Source organism: Lunatimonas salinarum (assembly GCF_017811155.1).
GTDB classification, from domain to species: domain Bacteria; phylum Bacteroidota; class Bacteroidia; order Cytophagales; family Cyclobacteriaceae; genus Lunatimonas; species Lunatimonas salinarum.
The window spans coordinates 86,333-104,728 of record NZ_JACVCV010000005.1; the positions used below are offsets into that span (position 1 = coordinate 86,333).

12 protein-coding genes are annotated in these 18,396 nt (G+C 46.2%); 3 read left to right on the forward strand and 9 right to left on the reverse strand.

Annotated features, from left to right (window positions below; genetic code table 11):
- Positions 1 to 114 precede the first annotated feature (114 nt).
- Positions 115 to 1,161, reverse strand: coding sequence for a FecR family protein (locus IAQ59_RS07490; protein ID WP_209330175.1), 1,047 nt, complete (start codon positions 1,159 to 1,161; stop codon positions 115 to 117).
- A gap of 85 nt (positions 1,162 to 1,246) precedes the next feature.
- On the reverse strand, positions 1,247 to 1,888 hold the full coding sequence (locus tag IAQ59_RS07495; RefSeq protein ID WP_209330176.1) for an RNA polymerase sigma factor: 642 nt from the start codon (positions 1,886 to 1,888) through the stop codon (positions 1,247 to 1,249).
- A gap of 375 nt (positions 1,889 to 2,263) precedes the next feature.
- Between IAQ59_RS07495 and IAQ59_RS07500 the strand changes: the two genes are divergently transcribed.
- The gene (locus IAQ59_RS07500) at positions 2,264 to 4,135 is read left to right on the forward strand and encodes a CocE/NonD family hydrolase (RefSeq protein ID WP_209330177.1); all 1,872 of its coding nucleotides are present in this window, start codon (positions 2,264 to 2,266) and stop codon (positions 4,133 to 4,135) included.
- 128 nt (positions 4,136 to 4,263) lie between these two features.
- Here the strand turns inward: IAQ59_RS07500 and acnA are convergent, their stop codons facing one another.
- From acnA to IAQ59_RS07535, 7 genes are all read right to left on the reverse strand, one after another.
- Positions 4,264 to 7,044 (reverse strand): aconitate hydratase AcnA, encoded by a 2,781-nt coding sequence (gene acnA, locus IAQ59_RS07505; RefSeq protein WP_209330178.1) that lies wholly within the window; start codon positions 7,042 to 7,044, stop codon positions 4,264 to 4,266.
- A 151-nt stretch (positions 7,045 to 7,195) separates the two neighbouring features.
- Positions 7,196 to 8,176 (reverse strand): MlaD family protein, encoded by a 981-nt coding sequence (locus tag IAQ59_RS07510; RefSeq protein ID WP_209330179.1) that lies wholly within the window; start codon positions 8,174 to 8,176, stop codon positions 7,196 to 7,198.
- Positions 8,176 to 8,922: an ABC transporter ATP-binding protein gene (locus tag IAQ59_RS07515; protein WP_209330180.1), complete on the reverse strand. Its 747-nt coding sequence runs from the start codon at positions 8,920 to 8,922 to the stop codon at positions 8,176 to 8,178. The genes IAQ59_RS07510 and IAQ59_RS07515 overlap by 1 nt, the downstream gene beginning before the upstream one ends.
- Before the next feature lie 3 nt (positions 8,923 to 8,925).
- The gene (locus IAQ59_RS07520) at positions 8,926 to 9,723 is read right to left on the reverse strand and encodes an MlaE family ABC transporter permease (protein WP_209330181.1); all 798 of its coding nucleotides are present in this window, start codon (positions 9,721 to 9,723) and stop codon (positions 8,926 to 8,928) included.
- A 49-nt stretch (positions 9,724 to 9,772) separates the two neighbouring features.
- Positions 9,773 to 10,948 (reverse strand): response regulator, encoded by a 1,176-nt coding sequence (locus IAQ59_RS07525; protein WP_209330182.1) that lies wholly within the window; start codon positions 10,946 to 10,948, stop codon positions 9,773 to 9,775.
- A gap of 77 nt (positions 10,949 to 11,025) precedes the next feature.
- Positions 11,026 to 13,896, reverse strand: a complete 2,871-nt coding sequence (locus IAQ59_RS07530) for a PD-(D/E)XK nuclease family protein (RefSeq protein WP_209330183.1) — start codon at positions 13,894 to 13,896, stop codon at positions 11,026 to 11,028.
- On the reverse strand, positions 13,896 to 17,111 hold the full coding sequence (locus IAQ59_RS07535; protein WP_209330184.1) for a UvrD-helicase domain-containing protein: 3,216 nt from the start codon (positions 17,109 to 17,111) through the stop codon (positions 13,896 to 13,898). Before IAQ59_RS07535 ends, IAQ59_RS07530 begins: the two co-directional genes overlap by 1 nt.
- A 100-nt stretch (positions 17,112 to 17,211) precedes the next feature.
- Here IAQ59_RS07535 and IAQ59_RS07540 point away from each other — a divergent pair, with 100 nt between their 5' ends.
- Both IAQ59_RS07540 and IAQ59_RS07545 read left to right on the forward strand, forming a co-directional pair.
- Positions 17,212 to 17,982, forward strand: a complete 771-nt coding sequence (locus tag IAQ59_RS07540) for a YdcF family protein (protein ID WP_209330185.1) — start codon at positions 17,212 to 17,214, stop codon at positions 17,980 to 17,982.
- A gap of 11 nt (positions 17,983 to 17,993) precedes the next feature.
- A complete protein-coding gene (locus IAQ59_RS07545) occupies positions 17,994 to 18,173 on the forward strand; it encodes a hypothetical protein (protein ID WP_209330186.1) in 180 nt (59 codons plus the stop codon).
- The last annotated feature ends 223 nt before the right edge of the window (positions 18,174 to 18,396 follow it).

Here is an 18,396-nt window from a genome sequence, read left to right on the forward strand (position 1 = left end):
CTGATCTCAGGTTGTGTCATTCCCCAATGCGTATAACCGGTAGATCAGTCACAAGCCGGCCGGAATTCATTCCGGTCGGTTTTTAATTAAGGCCCATTTGGTTGCTTCATCATGTCAAAATTTAAATTTCACTTGCTTACCTTCCATCGTGTACTTAAATCGCTGCGTGTAAGAAAGGCTGTTTAATACATCTTCCAATGTTTGATCTTTATACGCCGCACTGAATTTCCAGCGTATTTCTTCGCCATTTTCTACTTTTATGTGTACTCCGTACCAATCCTCCAGTCGTCTTACCACGGTGAAAAGAGACGCATCTGTAAATACTAAATTTCCATCTTTCCAAGCCGTCACTTGGCCTATGTCAAACGACCGAATCTGCTGCGAATGGTCCTCGGTCGAATAGCTAAGTTGCTTTCCAGGATCAAGAAGTACCCCATTATCAGAAGAAGAGGATACTTTCACCTTTCCGGTTAGTAGGGAAATACGGATCTTACCTTCCTCCCTGGTATTAATATTAAAAGACGTACCCAGGGCGGTGGTGGAGAGTCCGTTGGTTTCGACGATAAATGGCCGCAAACTGTCTTCCGCCACCTCAAAATATGCCTCACCGATCAACGTGATTCGCCGTTCCAGTGAATCAAATGTTTCGGGAAACGCTACTTCCGTAGCCGCATTCATCCAAACTTTAGACCCATCCCTAAGCGTAAGCTGTAACTTTTCACCGGGCAACGTAGCCTTCTTCAACCAAGTAACAGATATTGCTTCTGTCTCAGCGGGGACAGGAGTAATACCCGGGCTTAGCAGCCAACCCAACCCAAGCCCTATGGCTAGTATGGCGGCTATCCGGTAAAACTGACTTACTTGAAAGTAACCGATCCGCTTAATGGAAAGCGGCAGTTGACTCGGCTTTTGATCTGATTCCTTGAATTCCTTCTGAGGTGCTTTAAGCAGCTTATTCAGGATTTCCTCCCTCGTTCCATCAACAGACCTGATTTCCTCGTATTGCATACGCAGCAAAAATTCCCGGGCCAATTTTATGGTAGGAAGGTGGTCTGGATTGGCTTGAATCCACTTTGCCCAGTAGTCATCCAATTGACTAGTGGGACGTTTCACCCACAGGACAAATTCCGGATTAGTCAAAAAGTCTTGAATTGATTGCATACTGCTGTAAGATATTTGGAGTAAATGCAGCAGCCCCCGAAAAAAACACCCTCTAACTAAAAAAAAAAGTGTAATTTTTTTCTATCTATTTGATAATCAGTAATAAAAATAAAATAAACGATGTAAGCGAATCACGCAAAAAATTCAATGCCTTGTAAAGTAGGTTTCTGGTGGCCTTTAGGCTTTCAAGACCCATAATTTCCTGAGTTTGTTCGTAGGTCAATCCCTCATAGAAAAAATAATAGATGATTTCCTTCTTGCGGGGGCTCAACTGTCCAATGGCACGGTTTAGCTTTTCGGATTGTTCCCTGCCTATCTGCTGATCGATCAACAACTGCTCCGGCGAAAGTGAAAAATCAAAATTGGTGTTGGTGTCTATGGACAGCCTGCGGCTTTCCCACCGGGACGAAGCCCTGTACAGCTTACGCTTCAAACAGGCAAACAGGTAAAACTTGATAGAATCCGTAGGGCCAACTTTAGATCGCAATTCCTTTAAGTCATAAAAAACTTCCTGAATCCCGTCCTTTACCATGGCGTGATCACCAGCAACCCGAACTCCATAGGCATACAGCGAATCAAAATATTTTTCGTAAATCTCTACAAAGGCCGCATCACTCCCCTTTCGATAGGCTTCCCAGAGGCACATTTCCGATGAACCGATGCCCTCCTTAGCGGAGCCAAACTCTACTTCCTTTGGAAAACGATGAGTTGGATTCTGTTTAGGCATTTTGGGCTAACTATTACTTTCATTCAATAATTGGCCAAGTTTACAAAAATTTAAAATGTTTCTACCAAATCCTACCAAAAAAGGCTTGATGAAAAATTCGCTTGGATAGCCGTAAAATACACCTAAAGCCTCGCCGATGCCCTACCGGCAGCAAGCCGCTAGGCTGTTAGGCATAAACTTCCCACGAAATTTATCGCTTCAAAACTGAAAACCAGTGTTTGTTAACAAACACTTTTTACTATTTTTATAAAAATTCAGGTTGCTGGATTACAATCTTGATCGCATTAAATCAATCGTTTGAGGCGTTTTCGGCAAGAGCTGCTGAGCGACTTCAATCGGCAAGAATAGGATACTTGAAATTCGAACGTCTATAAAATGAAACCCACCTTCCTCCTAGGCCTATTGATAGTTTTTTCACTATCCATTACTTCTGCTATTGGGCAACAAACGGGATATGTACCCAACCACTACGACAAAAAAGAGTATAAAATCCCTATGCGGGATGGAATACATCTTCACACGATCGTGTATATCCCTAAAGATCAAGGCAAAAAATACCCCATACTCATGCAGCGCACACCCTACAGTGCGGGGCCGTATGGAGAAGGAAGCTTCCGACCGACCATCGGCCCCTCACCCAGTCTAATGGAAGATGGCTACATCATAGTCTACCAAGATGTACGTGGACGCTGGATGTCGGAAGGCCAATACGACAACATGCGGCCTACCCTTTCGACTAGGGACAAAAAGTCCAAAGCCATAGATGAAAGCACCGACACCTACGATACCATCGAATGGCTGCTCAAAAACCTGAAAAACCACAACGAACGCGTAGGTATGTGGGGGATCAGCTATCCGGGATTTTATTCCGCAGCTGCACTGCCCTTTGCCCATCCGAACCTAAAGGCTGTCTCCCCTCAAGCACCTATAGGTGATTTTTACTTCGATGATTTTCACCACAACGGGGCCTACTTCCTGAGTTACTGGCTGGCCACTACGGTATTTGGCTATCAAAAGGAGGGCCCCACAGATGAGCCTTGGTACCAGATGGTAGATCCAGGAACCAGAGATGGGTACCAATTCTTTATGGATATGGGATCATTAAAAAACGCCGATAATTATTACGGTCCAGATAACTTCTTTTGGCAACAGTTAAAGGAAAATCCCGATTACAATGCCTTTTGGCAGGAAAGATCCATTATCCCCCATCTAAAGGAAGTAACCCCGGCAGTAATGACAGTGGGTGGATGGTTTGATGCAGAAGACCTTTACGGACCACTTACCATTTATAAAACGATCGAAAAAAACAACCCTGCCACCTACAATACCCTGGTAATGGGTCCGTGGTCCCACGGAGATTGGTCTGCAGAGCCCGGACCTCAGGTGGTCTCCAGTATGTACTTCGGAGATTCGCTGTCTACCTGGTACCAAAAGGAGGTAGAGTTCCGATTCTTTGACCACTTCTTAAAAGGTGCCGGTGACGGAAAAACCGATTTACCGGAAGCCTACCTCTTCGATACGGGAACCAATGAATGGAAAACCTTTGATCAATGGCCTCCTGCGGATGCCAAAACAATCAGTATGTATGTGCATGCTGATGGCAAGCTAAAAACGGAAAAACCAGATAGCTTTGGATATCAGGAGTTTGTTTCAGATCCGCAAAAACCGGTACCCTACACGCAAGATATAAAACTTAACTTTACGCCTCGCAAATATATGGCCGACGACCAACGTTTTGCTGCACGACGTCCCGATGTACTTGTCTTCGAAACGGACATACTGGAAGAGGATATCACGCTGGCAGGTGAAATCAAGGCAAAGCTAAAGGTGAGTACCTCTGAAACAGACGCCGATTGGATCGTAAAGCTTATAGACGTGTTCCCTGGAAACACCCCTAACCACGACTACGTACAAGAGGGTATGGATATGGGTAACTACCACCTAAAGGTGCGCTCTGAGGCTATGCGCGGGAGGTACCGAGAGAGCCTTTCCGAACCAAAGCCCTTTGTGCCTAACGAGGTTACCGACGTAGCCTTCCGACTACAGGATGTGCTGCATACCTTTAAAAAGGGGCATAAGATTCAAATCCAAATCCAAAGCACTTGGTTTCCCCTGATAGACCGCAATCCGCAGAAGTATTTGGAAAATATTTTCAAAGCGGAAGAAACGGACTTTGTTCGCGCCACCCACCGAGTTTATCATTCCATTTCCCACCCCACTTCCCTGGAAGTTCAGGTTTTGGAATAGTAGTGAATAGCCTCCATAACATCGTACATTCGGAAGGTTTCTGGCAATGGAAGAATCCTATAACCGACCGCCACTCACGCCAATGGCAGATGTAAAGCGCAGTCTTAAGGGATGTATAGCTACAAATCTCACCTTGCCAAAAACTGCCGAAGTACGTAATGTAGTATCCCACCATTTTTGTAATAGGCAATCTCAATCGCAGAATCCAACCGTGCAACGGCCTCAAAGGTTAATACGGAACCATCCGTTCTCTTTGCAGAAACCTTCAGCGATTTCAGCGGGGTCAAGCCTGCTGATATTCCCTCAATGCTAAAAACCTCTTTTCCGGTAAGACCAAGCGAATCGGCCGTTTTCCCTGCTACATACTGCAGAGGCAGTACGCCCATGCCTACGAGGTTGCTACGGTGGATCCGCTCGTAGCTTTCGGCCAGAACTGCCTTTATCCCCAGCAAATTAGTCCCCTTAGCCGCCCAGTCCCGAGAACTACCGCTGCCATACTCCTTTCCCGCCAACACAAGCAGGGGCGTTTGGTCTGCTTGGTACTTCAAAGACGCATCATATACGGTCATTTCTTCCCCGGAAGGAACATGCAAGGTATACCCGCCCTCTTTCTGCACCAGCTGGTTTTTTATGCGTACATTTGCAAAGGTACCTCTAACCATCACCTCGTCATTACCTCTACGGGATCCGTAAGAATTAAACTGATCCACCGGCACGCCCCGTTCAGCCAGGTATCTTCCAGCGGCGGAATCAGCCCTAAAAGACCCTGCCGGAGAAATGTGGTCGGTCGTGATTGAATCCCCTAGTTTTAACAACACCCGGGCCTCTCGGATATCGCTGGGTTCAGGCACCTCCTCGGTAATACCTTGAAAAAAAGGCGCTTCTTTGATGTAAGTCGACTCCGCAGACCAAAGATATACATCATCATCAGGGGCAGTCAATGCCTGCCATTGTTCGTTTCCTGCAAAAATCTCACCGTAGTTCTTTTCAAAATCCTTCGGTGACAACACCTTTCCGATGACCTCCATAATTTCCTCCTGTGTGGGCCAGATATCTTTTAGATATACCGGTTCTAAGTTAGGGTCATACCCAAGGGGTTCTTCGTTCAGATCCACGTCCACTCGGCCCGCAAGTGCATACGCAACTACCAACATAGGGGACATCAGGTAATTCATTTTTACCTGTGGGTGCACCCGAGCTTCAAAATTTCTATTGCCGGAAAGTACGGAGGCAACCACCAGGTCATTTTCCTCTACTGCCTGGGCAATGTGCATGGGCAAAGGTCCGGAATTACCTATGCAAGAAGTGCATCCATAACCCACTACATGAAAACGCAGTGCCTCAAGATCGTCCAACAGACCCGCATTTTGCAAGTAATCAGTCACCACTTTGGAACCTGGAGCAAGGGACGTTTTTACCCATGGCTTTACATCTAGGCCACGCTGCCTAGCCTTCTTGGCTATCAACCCAGCACCTACCATCACACTAGGATTAGAGGTATTGGTGCAGGAAGTAATGGCAGCAATGACCACGGAACCATCGTGGAGCGCAAACTTTTCATCGTGATGCTTGACCACTACCGTTTTCAGGCCATCCTTTATCTTGGTTTCGATTTCAATATCTTTGGCCCCTAGACCATCACCGGAACCCATTGGTTGCCCGCCCCCACCTTCCGCATACCAACGACTTTCGTCCCGTTGGTCCATGGGAATGTACTGACGTCCATGCACCTCATGCAGCAGCTCTCCGAATTTCCCTTTAAAGTTTCTAAGCAGAATCTTATCCTGGGGCCGCTTGGGACCAGAAACTGTCGGTTCTACTGTGCCTAGATCAAGCTCAACTAAGCTTGAATAAGTGATGGAGTCTTCGTTTTCCCGCCATAAGAGATTGGCCTTTGCATAGGATTCAACCAGTCTCACCTGTTCAGCAGGCCTATTGGTTTTCACCATGTAGTCCAGCGTACGGTCGTCGATCGGAAAATAAGTCACCGTACATCCAAATTCCGGTGACATATTGGAGATCGTAGCGCGATCTGGCACAGAAAGGCTATCCAATCCGGGGCCAAAGACCTCTACAAACTTACCCACTACTCCATGATCTCTTAGCAACTTGGTTATGGTCAACACCATATCCGTAGCCGTGGTACCCAATGGCAGCTTTCCGGAAAGCCTCAACCCCACTACCTCCGGCATGATAAAATAAATTGGCTGCCCCAAGAGGGCTGCCTCGGCCTCTATACCTCCTACTCCCCAACCGACTACGCCGATCCCATTCACCATCGGAGTATGTGAATCCGTACCTACCAAGGTATCCGGAAAAACACTTCCGTCCCGGGCTATCACGCCTTGCGCTAGGTACTCCAAGTTTACCTGATGGCAGATGCCCATTCCGGGCGGTACCACAGAAAAGTTGTCAAAAGACTTTTGGGCCCACTTCAAAAATTCGTAGCGTTCTCCGTTGCGCTCATATTCTACATCAACATTCTTTTTGTAGGAATAATTGGTGCCAAAAAAATCAACCTGCACAGAATGGTCTACCACCAAGTCTACGGGAATCAATGGGTTGATTTTGTTAGGATCCTTACCCTTTCTGACAGCCTCTGCCCGAAGTGAGGCAATATCAACCACTGCGGGTACTCCCGTAAAATCTTGCATCAATACTCGTGCGGGCTTAAAAGGGATATCCCTATCGGATGGCTGAGGCGTCCAATTTAACAGGGTCTCGAGATTTTCCTGCGTAATAGCAAAATCATCAAAATTCCGGCAGGCATTCTCCAATAGGATCCGGATCGAAAAGGGGAGTTTCTCGATGGCATAGCCTTGTCTTTGAAGCTCCAGAAGACTCCAATAGGTTAAGCCACCTTCTCGGGTTTCTAAAATCTGCTTAATTTGGAAAGGATCGTGTGACATGGGAAAGCGGTTTATGTGGACGAAAAAAGATTGAATCTTACACTCTTAAATTGAATGTTCATTTTACACGTTATTTAAGCAAAAACCAAACTAAAAATGGAAGTTGGCATAGATATAACAAAAAAAAGCGGAAATATTTCCGCCTTTTTGGTTATTCTTCCTGTGCCTCTTCCTTGGCTCGTTCACTTTTGCGGAACGAGCGTCGGAAAAACCAATGATATCTGAGTGCCTCCAATGTCTCATTAAACGAATGGGTACCAGAATCCAGATTTTGCATGGTTCCTTTTAGGTATTCGGCAAACTCCTCATCCGAAAGCAGCATGCCTACTGCGTTGTTGCTTCTACCTAACTTATCTGTTACTACCTTTAAATTTGTCGCGGCAGCATTCGCTTGCTGCATCGTTTCCTCCAAACCGGCCGTTGAGGCTCTCAGGGATGAAACCATTGTCGTATCGGATAAGAACTCGTCGATGGGTGTACCCTTTTGATTTAGTTTCCTGGACAAGGATGCCAACTCGCCTGTAAGTACCCGGCTATTCTCTGCCGAACGGTCCAAGTCTATCAGTAACTGTCGGAAACCCAATGCCAGCGTCGAATCTGTCAGAAGTGCTCCCACAATTCCGTCTCCAGCTGCAATTCTACCCGTGAGGACTTTTAGGTCGTTGGTGATTGAAACGAGGTTTTGATTGTTTTCTTGCAGGGTTTCCATCATCTTATCCGTATCGAGGGGCATCACGGCTTCCAGTCTGTCACCCGGATCAATTATGGGCGCTTCGTTGGTACCCCCATAGATCACAATGATCTTGTTTCCAATCAGCCCGTCTGAACTGATGGTTGCTTTGGAGTTTTTCCGGATAAAATCACGGGTATTCGACTCCAAATTCATCTCAATCTCAACCTGTGAGTCACCGTAAAAATTGATTTTCTTAACAGTGCCAATCTTCACCCCGGAAAACCACACATTATTCCCCGTTTGCAATCCGGCGATATCGTCGAAAACCGCAAAAACGCGGTAGCTCTTTACGAAGGCCTTTTGCTGTGCACCAAGTGTCATCACTCCGGCAACCAAGATGATGATGCCTATCAGCACAAAAATTCCTACCGTTACGGTTTTTTTATTATCATTCTTCATCACTCAGTAAAATTATAGTCGTAAAATGATTTAATTCGAGGGTCTTGGGTTTGGAAAACTTCTTTAAAGGTACCTTGAGCACTGAAGACACCATCCAAAAGAATCACTACCCTATCCCCTGTCATCTTTGCACAAGTCAAGTCATGCGTAATAATAATGGAGGAGGTGTGATACCGGGTATTTACCTCGTTGATCAAATTATTGATCTCGACACAGGTAATCGGGTCCAGCCCTGCGGTGGGCTCGTCGTACAACATGATCTCAGGATTCAGTATCAAGGTCCGGGCTATACCGATCCGCTTCCGTTGTCCTCCCGAAAGCTCCGAAGGCATCTGATTGATGGTAGATAATAGCCCTACGCCGTCAAGGACTTCCTCCACACGCTTGTCTTTCTCTAGTTTCGTAAGGTTCTTCACATTTCGAATCAGGGGAAACTCCAGATTTTCCCTCACGGTCATACTGTCGTATAATGCACTGTTTTGAAAAGAGAAGCCAATCTTGAGTCGTAGCTTATTTAAGTCCTTAGGAGAAAGGTTTTCCACCTCCTGCCCCAGTACCTTGCAACTCCCTTCGTCCTGATAAAGCAACCCAACCATGATTTTGATCAGCACCGATTTCCCGCTTCCCGATTTTCCCAAAACCACTAAATTTTCACTTTTATACAAGTCCAGATCCACCCCTTTTAAAACATGCAGGTCGCCGAAGGACTTCACTAAGTTCTTTATTTCAATTACCTTTTCCCGCATCGCTTATAGTTGTCTAAAGAAGTTGGTAATCTGCAGTGCCAGCAGCTCTTCGATAAAGATCAAAAACATCGCCATCACTACCGCTGCATTTGCTGCCTTTCCCACGCCTTCGGTTCCTTTGGTAGAGTTATACCCCTTGTAGCACCCCACTATCCCAATGGTAAATCCAAAAACCAGCGACTTGATCAGTGAAGAGGTAATATCCAAAAAAGAAAGTGCATCGAACACCTGCACAAAAAAGGTACTCAAGCTTACCAGCTCATTCTGATTTACATTGATAAAGGAACCTATCAGCGCTACGAAATCCGTGTACATCACCAAAATGGGAATCATAAATGTACTGGCCAAAACACGGCTTACGACCAAAAACTTAAAGGGGTTAGTGGCCGAAACCTCCATCGCATCTATTTGCTCAGTGACTTTCATGGAGCCAATTTCCGCACCAATGCTGGAACCTACCTTTCCCGCAGCGATCAATGCAGTCACCAAAGGTCCCATCGCACGTACCACTGCAATGGAAATCAGGGCGGGCAGCCATGAGGTAGCACCGAACTCGGAAAGAGACGGCCGGGACTGATTGGTAAATACAATACCTACGATGAATCCTGTGAGCGAGATCAATGGAAGCGAGTTATACCCGATTTGATAACATTGACGAACAAACTCCTTGCCTTCGTAAGGAGGTAGCCATACCTCTACAAAAAACCGCTTTACAAAATTGAAGGCATCCGCCATGCCTACAAAAAACTTATTTAATCGCTTGCCAAGAAATAATTTATCGTCAGCTGATTCTATTGCCATTACCGATTGCTATTTTCTTCATGTATTAACGCCCTTTTCAAAGGTAGCGTTATAAAAACTCATCAATTACTTCTTTTCTCAGTGGTTTTACCAGAAATCCACTCACCATTTCAAAATGCTGGCTCTTCTCTATATCCCGGGGATCCAATGAGGAAGTCAACATTTTAACCTCCATATTAATTCCGCGCTCTGCCATAAGCTGCAGAAAGTCCCAACCCTCCATTGCAGGCATATTGATATCTAGCAGCAAAATATCGGCCACATTACGCTCCAGCCAACTCAGTGCTTCATAGGGATCCTCAAAAAACACCAGTTCTAAGCGGGGATTGATCTTCATCAAAACCCGCTTATTGATCATATGCTGAACCTTGTCGTCGTCGACAAAGATAATGACCTTTGCCGGATTATCCCTTCTTTCTGAAAATCTACTTACTCCACCGTTTTCCATCAGCATGCTGTTTACCTTCTTGACCTCTTTATCCAATTTTTTTGCGGATTTCTTAAGCATTTGCAGCTCCTCCCCTGACGGAACCTGCTGATGATCTCCCAATAAGTTGACGATCCCCATGATATTTGCCAAGTGGCTGCGTATATGGTGGGAATGCAAAAAAGAAAAATTCTTTAACCGCTCATTCTGCGCCACCAATGAGTTATTTAATTGAACATTTTCCTCCAGAGAACGGTGCACGTTGGAATGATCCACCACTAGCGCCAATATTGAGGGCCTGTTTTCGTATTCAAGCGGCATCATAAACAAGTCAACCTGCCTAGGTTCGTAAAACCTGTCCACCATCACCAAATTACGTTTGGTAACCGGCTGGATCACCCGTTCTAACTTCACTTGGATGGGGTCTTGAAAAAGTAACCGAAAGTTACTCCCCACGGCCTCCTCCTCGCTGAGTGCTCCAAAGTATCGCGTTGCCATCTCGTTCGCCAGTAAAATATTCCCGCTTTCCGGTGACAAAATCCAAACGGAATCGGGAAGTTTCTCAAAGATAACCCTGTATTGCCGACTGATTCGATCCTCCAACAACCGGTAGCGTTTGGAGGTTAAATAAGCATGTATAACCACAAACACGGTTATAAATCCTGCCATCATGGACACAAACAATCCCTCCGGCAAATTCAGATACGATCTGATGGGGGTATAAAATAAGGAAGGGAGCAAAAAAACAGCTCCTGCTAAGATCCCATATTGAAGGGTGCATTTGATCTCAGGCCTCATAGCAATAAATTGGAGGCATGAAGATAAATATAATATTTGGATTAAGCCCACCATAGTAGGTTATCACCGGCCCCACTTTATCTACCACAAAGAGAATTGTAAGGACAATAGGCGCATTTCTGCACATCTTCTGTCTGATCAAAAGGCAAGGCTTCATGGAAAATTTCCCCTATTACATCCCGCAGACCCTCCTCAAACTCCTCGCTATATTCCCCATAATCTTGTACCTCCCTCCTATTGCTCCTAGACTCCACATGGACTAGGTAGGGATTAAAATCCTCTTTGAAGATTTCCCTCAGATTTAAAATGGCGGGCTTGAGGGGCCGATGATTGTCGGGAAAGTTTTGCTTAAATAAAAACCCATAGAACAGCGTTTGCATCGCCGCCTTGTTTCGTTTTTTATCGGCTCGATCAAACAAGCTTGCTATGGAGGCAAATTGCTTTTCATCTTTGCCTGATTTGTAATCCATTAGACGAATCACCTCCTCATGCAAATCTACCCGGTCAATAATCCCCCCTAGAGCAACCCGTTTGATCCCGCCATTTACCTTTAACTCTAGCTGGGCCCGATACTTCCTTCCAGCCTCTAACGAAATAATCTGAAAGGGAGCCGATCGCTCGTCCCATTTAAGCACCTGTATGATGTATTTATGCAAGACATCTCGCACGATTGCCAACTGCCCTTGAAACTTGACAGGTTGGGCTTCCTCCAAAAAATACTGCTTTCGGATAGCCAGCTCTATAGCCGGTCCCACAAATGGCCTCAGTCCCGGAAAATCGTCCCTTTCCAACACCCTCCGACTTTTTCTTGCAATAAAGCCCAGGTATAGGTTTTCGAGTGCCCCATGCACTAAGTTGCCAAATACAGCCGCATCCACCTCTTCGCTGACCTCCTCCGGCTCTGCTATCTCGGCGATATACTTAAAATAAAACTTTAACCGACAATCCAGCCAGTTACTAATTGCTGAGGGTGAAAATGCCACGGGATTGTCCCGCTCTGGGGAAAACACATACCGCTCCAGCACCTCCATGATAGCTACATTTTTAGGGATACAGATTTCCACTGCCTTGCGCACATCCACGGGAACAAACACCACCTCCTCGTGCTGGACGATAGGTGCTGCGTTCATCTCTTCCAATAGCTGCAGCAAATAACGGCTCTTCTCTCCCGGTTTTCCTTCTCCTCCGGAAGTGGTATAAATCAGGTGGACTTCTTCCGCCCGGTGAAATAACCGGTAAAAGGTGTAGGAATACACTGCATCGTTCTGCTCCTGAACCGGAAGTCCAAAGGCAGAACGCAGGTTATAAGGGACCATTGAATTCAGTGCCCCCGAAGGCGGAAAACTGCCTTCATTCATGTCACAGATGATCACCCGTTTGAAATCGAGGTTTCGGGATTCCAGCACCCCCATCACTTGCAGGCCGCGCAAAGGTTCCCCTTCAAAGGGAACTCGAATTTGCCGAAAAAGCTGTCGGAATATACGAAGCACCAACTCCAGACTTGGAATCTTATCCTCCCTTGAATCGAAGATCTCCCCTAACCGCGTTAGCTGTCGATAGCACTGAAACAAATAACTGCGTTCCAGCCCCTCTTCTTTGAGCTGTTTGGATAGCTGTACCATGATCTGGCGCAGTCCTTCCAAGATAGATGCCGGACAGTATGCCTTAAAAATCAGCCCAAAAAGCTCCCCGCCTTGCGCCAAGGAGTCAGCTGTTACATAAACATGGTTCTGAAGCACGATTTGCTCAGAAATCCTCCTACAAAAATCCGGATTTAGCTGTTTAAGGTATACCGAGGCCAATAGCTCGGTCACCGGTTTATGATAAAACAAAACCTGATCATCCTCCCGCTTGACGTACCGCTGTAGTTCCAAGGCCGCTTCCAAAAAAATGTATACTGGTGTGTTTTTTATCGAATACCCCATCGTCACATTGACACTCTCGACAGTTTCGGGCAAATAATTCAACACGGGAAAAAGCAGCTGTTCATCTGGAAGGATAACTACGGTATCTTCCCACGCCTCCTGAGATAATTTCTGTTGCAAAATGCTGCCTACTAAGTTGGCTTGCGTCACTTTAAGTGGTGTGACGTAGGTTTTGATGGTTTTCGGATGGGTTCTAATCCTATCTGGCGCCTCTGCGGGAAAAGTAGGCCCAAGAACCCTGTCTGTTTTGTATTGCCTGAAAAACATACCGGCCTCCTGAGCTGTGTCGTTCAAATAATAGGCGTCCACATCCCAAAACACCTCCGCCCCTCTCTCCTCCACGAAATGCTTCACAAGTACTTCTTCAGTCTTCGTAAAAGCATTGAAACCCACAAAGACCAACTGGCTAGCCGGCAGGGGCAACTCCTCCAAATGCTCTGCAACTCGACGGTAAAGCATGCCAGGATAGGCAAATCCGGCTACGTGCAGGGAGGAGCGAAAACGTTCATAAAGCTCATACAATACCTCCCAAAACTTCAAAAACCGCTCCTGATGCTTGCTGTCACTGCCTTCGAAAGACTTCCAAAATGCCCGAATCAACGCTACTTGATGTTCGGTCAGATAGGACCAGTCCTTCTCGATCACCTTGAGGTCAGCCAAATGATGATATAGCTTTTTGGCATCGACCATAAACTGATCCACATCGTTAAAATCTTTGAGCATCAATTCCCCCCAAAAATAAAACCGGTCAAAAGGCTCAGCATTTTTGTGAAGGCTAGCATAGACTTCAAATAGCTCAAAAATCAACGTCAGTTGATCGGTAGGACGCTGTCCTGCCAGATCGTAAAAAAGATCCTCAATGGTGATCACCTTGGGCATCCATGTGGGACGGTCTATCAACTCTCCCAACTGCTTGATAAAAAAAATCCCAGCCCTTCGGTTTGGAAAAACCACGGTTATGTCTTTAAGAGATTGGTACCTTTCCACCAATTGCTTTGCGGTATCTTTCAAAAAACGCTCCATCAGTCTTGAATTTCTACGATGACCATCTCATCCAAATAACACAGATAACCTTTTACAGGCAACCCGGTAAGTTCCCCGACCAATTCCATGTATTCGTTTACCTGCCGGCTATGGAATTCGCGCGGCAATCCGGTTTTAAAATCAACTACTTCCGCCCCGTCCGAGAACAATAAGATACGATCCGGCCGCTTGGAGGTACCATCTGGCAGTAAAATTCCCTGTTCACTCAAGATTTCACCTTCGCCGCCAAACCATTTGGAGAATTGTGGATGCTGCAAAAGGAACTCCAATTGCTGCCGTAGGCTGTCCCGCTCTTCTAGATTGATAAACCCATTATAATACAGCTCCTCCAAACCCAGAAAGATATCCCGGCTTCTAAGGGATTTTTCGAGCAAGCTATGTACCAAGGTACCAAAGGCTCCCTTCTGCCTAAGCTTCAAATTATCGTCCGAAAACTCGGTAGCCAAGGCTTTTACCGTCAGTAAATCTCCCCAACTTCTGCTTTTCCAAGGCAATGGATAAGGTTGATAGCCTCCGTGCAGCGATGCCTGTCTAGAGGGCCAATCCCCATATTGAAAAACACCTTCTGCTGCATCAAAATAATCACCTAGGCAAAGTTGATCCCCCGGAAGAGCCGGTGCCCGAAAAATCGCCTCTAGGTTGGACGCCAAGTTCCCGTATTGTGGATTAGTCGTTTGGGCTGCCGGCGCCAAGGCCCAAAAAACCTCCTCCGCGCGAGTCATCGCTACATATACCATATTTAAAGAGTCCAAAAAAGCCAGTATTGCTTCTTCCTGATAAACCGAACGGAAGCCCGATTCCATCAACTGAGAAGACATGGAGAGTGGTATCACGACTTCTTGAAAGGCCTGATCGAACTGATAGGGAGTCCAGACAATTTGATTTTTGGTCATATCAAATATCTTCCAATCCAAAAAAGGCATCAAGACTACCTTAAACTGCAGCCCTTTGGACTTGTGGATGGTCAAGATGCGCATGGCATCATGGTCTTCGGGAATCTTGATCGTCCGCTTCTCCTTCTTCGATTCCCACCAAGAAAGGAACCCTGGCAAATCGGCGCGCTTGGTCGAAACGAAATCGTACACCGTTTCTTTAAATGCCTCCAGATAGGCTAGCTCCCCGCCCTTCACTTGCAGATCCAAAAAATCAATCAGACGCTCTACCATATCCAAAAGCTGCATTTGAAGCAGGTCTTCCTTTATTTCCTCAAAGCGCTGCTGCATTGCCTGAATTTTAGGAATTGAATTCGCTACACCAAACAAATCATGGGTAACTGGATGACCGAAAATTACCGCCCAATGATACCACATCGTTTTGAGGTAAATCGATTCCTCCATATTAGCTAAGTATTTTAGTCCGGACACCACGCAACTAACCGTAGTGGATTTACTCACTAGCATGGCCTCGTCAGAAACTACATCGAAAGAATAAGGGGAAGCAGGATTGGCTAAGCCAAATGAAATCAATTGGTCGGCAATTTTCACCCCCTCCTTCTTGGTTCGTACCAAAAAGGCAATGTCCCTGGGCCGGTAGCCCTTTTCCTGAAGGTCTATCACCATTTGTGGAACCTTGGACAAGGCCAACTCTCCAAATTTCTCTTCGGACTCCTCGGATGCCAAAAATGCTACCCGAACCAACCCGGCGTGGGCTTGGTTTTCTTTGAAAGCAGCCACCTGCTGACTCACATCCTGATATGCCCGGGCAAGTATACCCGCATCTTCCACCTCAAACTTGCGTTCCAGTACGCCCATTAACTGCTTTGGCAGGTAGGTAAAGACCGCATTGTTGACCTTTACCACATGGGGAAGGCTACGGAAATTGGTATCCAAGTTCTTTATCTCCACCCCAAACTGATGAATCTCCGCTTCTACCTCCTCCAACAGCAATCGCAGTTCCCCTCCTCGCCAGCGATAGATGGACTGCTTGACATCCCCTACCAACAAATTGGCATGCCCCTGAGACAAACTGTCGATTAGCAAAGGCCTGAAACTATCCCACTGGAAACCCGAGGTATCCTGAAATTCATCTATAAGGTAGTGCCTGTATTTGTTTCCCACCTTCTCGTAAATAAAAGGAGCCTCGTTGTCTGCGGTGATCTCCCGCAAAAAATCATTGGCATCTGAAATTAACAGGATATTTTCCTCCTCTTTCAAATCGTCCAACTCCCGGAGCAGAAACTTAAATATTCCGAACACATCCAAATTCTTCCGAATTGCTTCGTTGGTGTTCCAATCTACGTAAAGCGGTTGAATTTGGCTCCAAATCGCCGCTAGGCCATCGTAAAAAGCCGCTTGAATCTGATGGGCCTGCTGACTGGATTTGGTAAACCAGGCCTCCAGACGCTCCTCCAGACCAACCTGCGTAGGCGATAAGATTGGAAAAGGGGACTGCCGATCCCCTAGGGCATCGAACTTGAGCGCAAAGGAACGGCTACTCCCTTTGAAATCCTCCCATTGCAATCCGTGCCGCTCGCGAATGGATGTAGCCTGCATTTTTAACCCATGCCCCTTCTCAATCAGCTGATTTCTCCTTGCGATTACCTTTTGCTTAAGTGTGTCTAGCTGTGCGTCGTCCTGCAAAAACTCCTGAATCTGAAACCGGTAACGCTTAAAGGCTTCCTGAAACAACTGACTACCCAGTGATTTGATATTTCTGCGTATATCCCAAGACTTGCCTTCTTGGATTTGCTCGATGGAATAGTCGATCAGCCACTTGTGCAGAAATGCATCCTCGGTAACGGTAAGCATAAGCCGTTCTACCAAGCGATCCAATACCCCATCCTGGTCCAGTTCTAAATCAAACTTGGCCTGCAAATCAATCTCACGGGCGAAGGATCGTATGATGCGTTGAAAAAAACTATCGATCGTGCTGACGGAAAACGAGGCATAATCATGCAAAATCGCCGAAAGTGCGGATTCGGCACGCTGCATCAGCACTTCGGAACCGATACCTAAATGGGTCAAAAGCTCCCTATCCATGGTTTGCGAAGGATCTACCTGCCGCTTTAGCCGGGAAAGCTCCTTAAGGATACGATCCTTCATCTCCTGCGTAGCCTTGTTGGTAAACGTCACGGCAAGAATCGCGCGAAAGGCAGTAGGGAACACCAACGCCAGCTTCAGATACTCCATGGTCAGTGTGTAGGTCTTACCAGAACCAGCAGATGATTTGTAAATGATGAAGGGAGTGTTTTGCATGCAATTTGAAAGACGGCCAAAGCTGAAATTAAGAAATTAAATTTGAATCTTTGTATTCACGTTTTGTCAATACCCGTCATTCAGTTAACATATAACGCCTATGTTTTTCTATATTTCGCAGCTTTTCAGCTTTTTAGTAATGCCGTTGACCAGTGTAATCATACTTTTGCTTGCTGGGCAATTTATGCGGAAGCGTAAGTGGAAGATATGGTTTCAGGTGGCAGGACTTATTTTACTCCTTATAGTCAGTAATAATTTTTTGGCAAACCTCGTGATCAATTACTGGGAGCCCCCATTCAAGCCCATAGCTGAACTCCCGCATTACGAGGTAGGCATTGTGCTTACCGGTGTGACTAATCTAAATAAAACGGCGGAGGACAGAACCTTTTTTGCACATGGAGCAGACCGGGCCACTCAGGCAGTACAGTTATACAACGAAAAGAAGTTGGGCAAAATACTGATTTCCGGAGGACAGGGACTTGATCCGGTGAATGACCAAAGAGAAGCGCGTAAACTGGCGGAATTCATGGTGGTTGCAGGGGTGCCTCCCGAAGACATCATCGTAGAGGATGCAGCCAAAAACACCCGTGAAAACGCCCTATTTACCAAAGAAATGCTGGAGTCCCACCATTATTCAATCGATCAGACTTACTTGTTGATCACATCAGCCTTTCACATGTACCGCGCTGAGGGGTGCTTTAAAAAAGTCGGGGTGAAGGTAGACACCTTTCCGGTGGACTATTACGGAAATGACCGGATCCTGGATTATAAGGGAATCGTTCAGCCGAACCCAAACGCAATCTTGATATGGCATAAACTTGTCAAAGAATGGCTGGGAATCACTATGTACCGTTTGGTAGGGTATATGTAAACTAGCGGAGGATGCAAGTTGCCATTCGGATACAGCTTCATCTACAGGCCCCCGACTCATTTTGGAAATGGAAGCTCAGCGCTGAATCGCTGAACCATAAGGACGCCCTTCTTCTGGGTTACAACAAAAATTTCAGAGGCATCACACAGCCTACACGTCAGAAGGGCTTTGTGGTATCTGAATGGCGATGATGACAAATCAATTCTTCTAGGTAAAATGACCGAGAACCTGCCTTTCTTAGGCTATTTTACCGCGTTTTAGATAGTGAAAGGCATAAATCGCCGGTTTCCTTTTTTGGGTAAAACCAGGAAGCCAACAGGATTATTTAAAACCTAAGTAGCCCCGCAGATTCCAATGTGCTCTAGGGCGGATCGGACAAATGGATCGGCCGCCCGTTTCGGGCAGCCGATTATG

Bases quoted from the DNA above. Each gene is read 5' to 3' on its own strand.
- IAQ59_RS07490 (WP_209330175.1), bottom strand. From the start codon at position 1,161: ATGCAATCAATTCAAGACTTTTTGACTAATCCGGAATTTGTCCTGTGG.
- IAQ59_RS07530 (WP_209330183.1), bottom strand. From the start codon at position 13,896: ATGGAGCGTTTTTTGAAAGATACCGCAAAGCAATTGGTGGAAAGGTAC.
- acnA (WP_209330178.1), bottom strand. From the start codon at position 7,044: ATGTCACACGATCCTTTCCAAATTAAGCAGATTTTAGAAACCCGAGAA.
- IAQ59_RS07510 (WP_209330179.1), bottom strand. From the start codon at position 8,176: ATGAAGAATGATAATAAAAAAACCGTAACGGTAGGAATTTTTGTGCTG.
- IAQ59_RS07495 (WP_209330176.1), bottom strand. From the start codon at position 1,888: ATGCCTAAACAGAATCCAACTCATCGTTTTCCAAAGGAAGTAGAGTTT.
- IAQ59_RS07545 (WP_209330186.1), top strand. From the start codon at position 17,994: ATGCAAGTTGCCATTCGGATACAGCTTCATCTACAGGCCCCCGACTCA.
- IAQ59_RS07515 (WP_209330180.1), bottom strand. From the start codon at position 8,922: ATGCGGGAAAAGGTAATTGAAATAAAGAACTTAGTGAAGTCCTTCGGC.
- IAQ59_RS07525 (WP_209330182.1), bottom strand. From the start codon at position 10,948: ATGAGGCCTGAGATCAAATGCACCCTTCAATATGGGATCTTAGCAGGA.
- IAQ59_RS07520 (WP_209330181.1), bottom strand. From the start codon at position 9,723: ATGGCAATAGAATCAGCTGACGATAAATTATTTCTTGGCAAGCGATTA.
- IAQ59_RS07500 (WP_209330177.1), top strand. From the start codon at position 2,264: ATGAAACCCACCTTCCTCCTAGGCCTATTGATAGTTTTTTCACTATCC.
- IAQ59_RS07540 (WP_209330185.1), top strand. From the start codon at position 17,212: ATGTTTTTCTATATTTCGCAGCTTTTCAGCTTTTTAGTAATGCCGTTG.
- IAQ59_RS07535 (WP_209330184.1), bottom strand. From the start codon at position 17,111: ATGCAAAACACTCCCTTCATCATTTACAAATCATCTGCTGGTTCTGGT.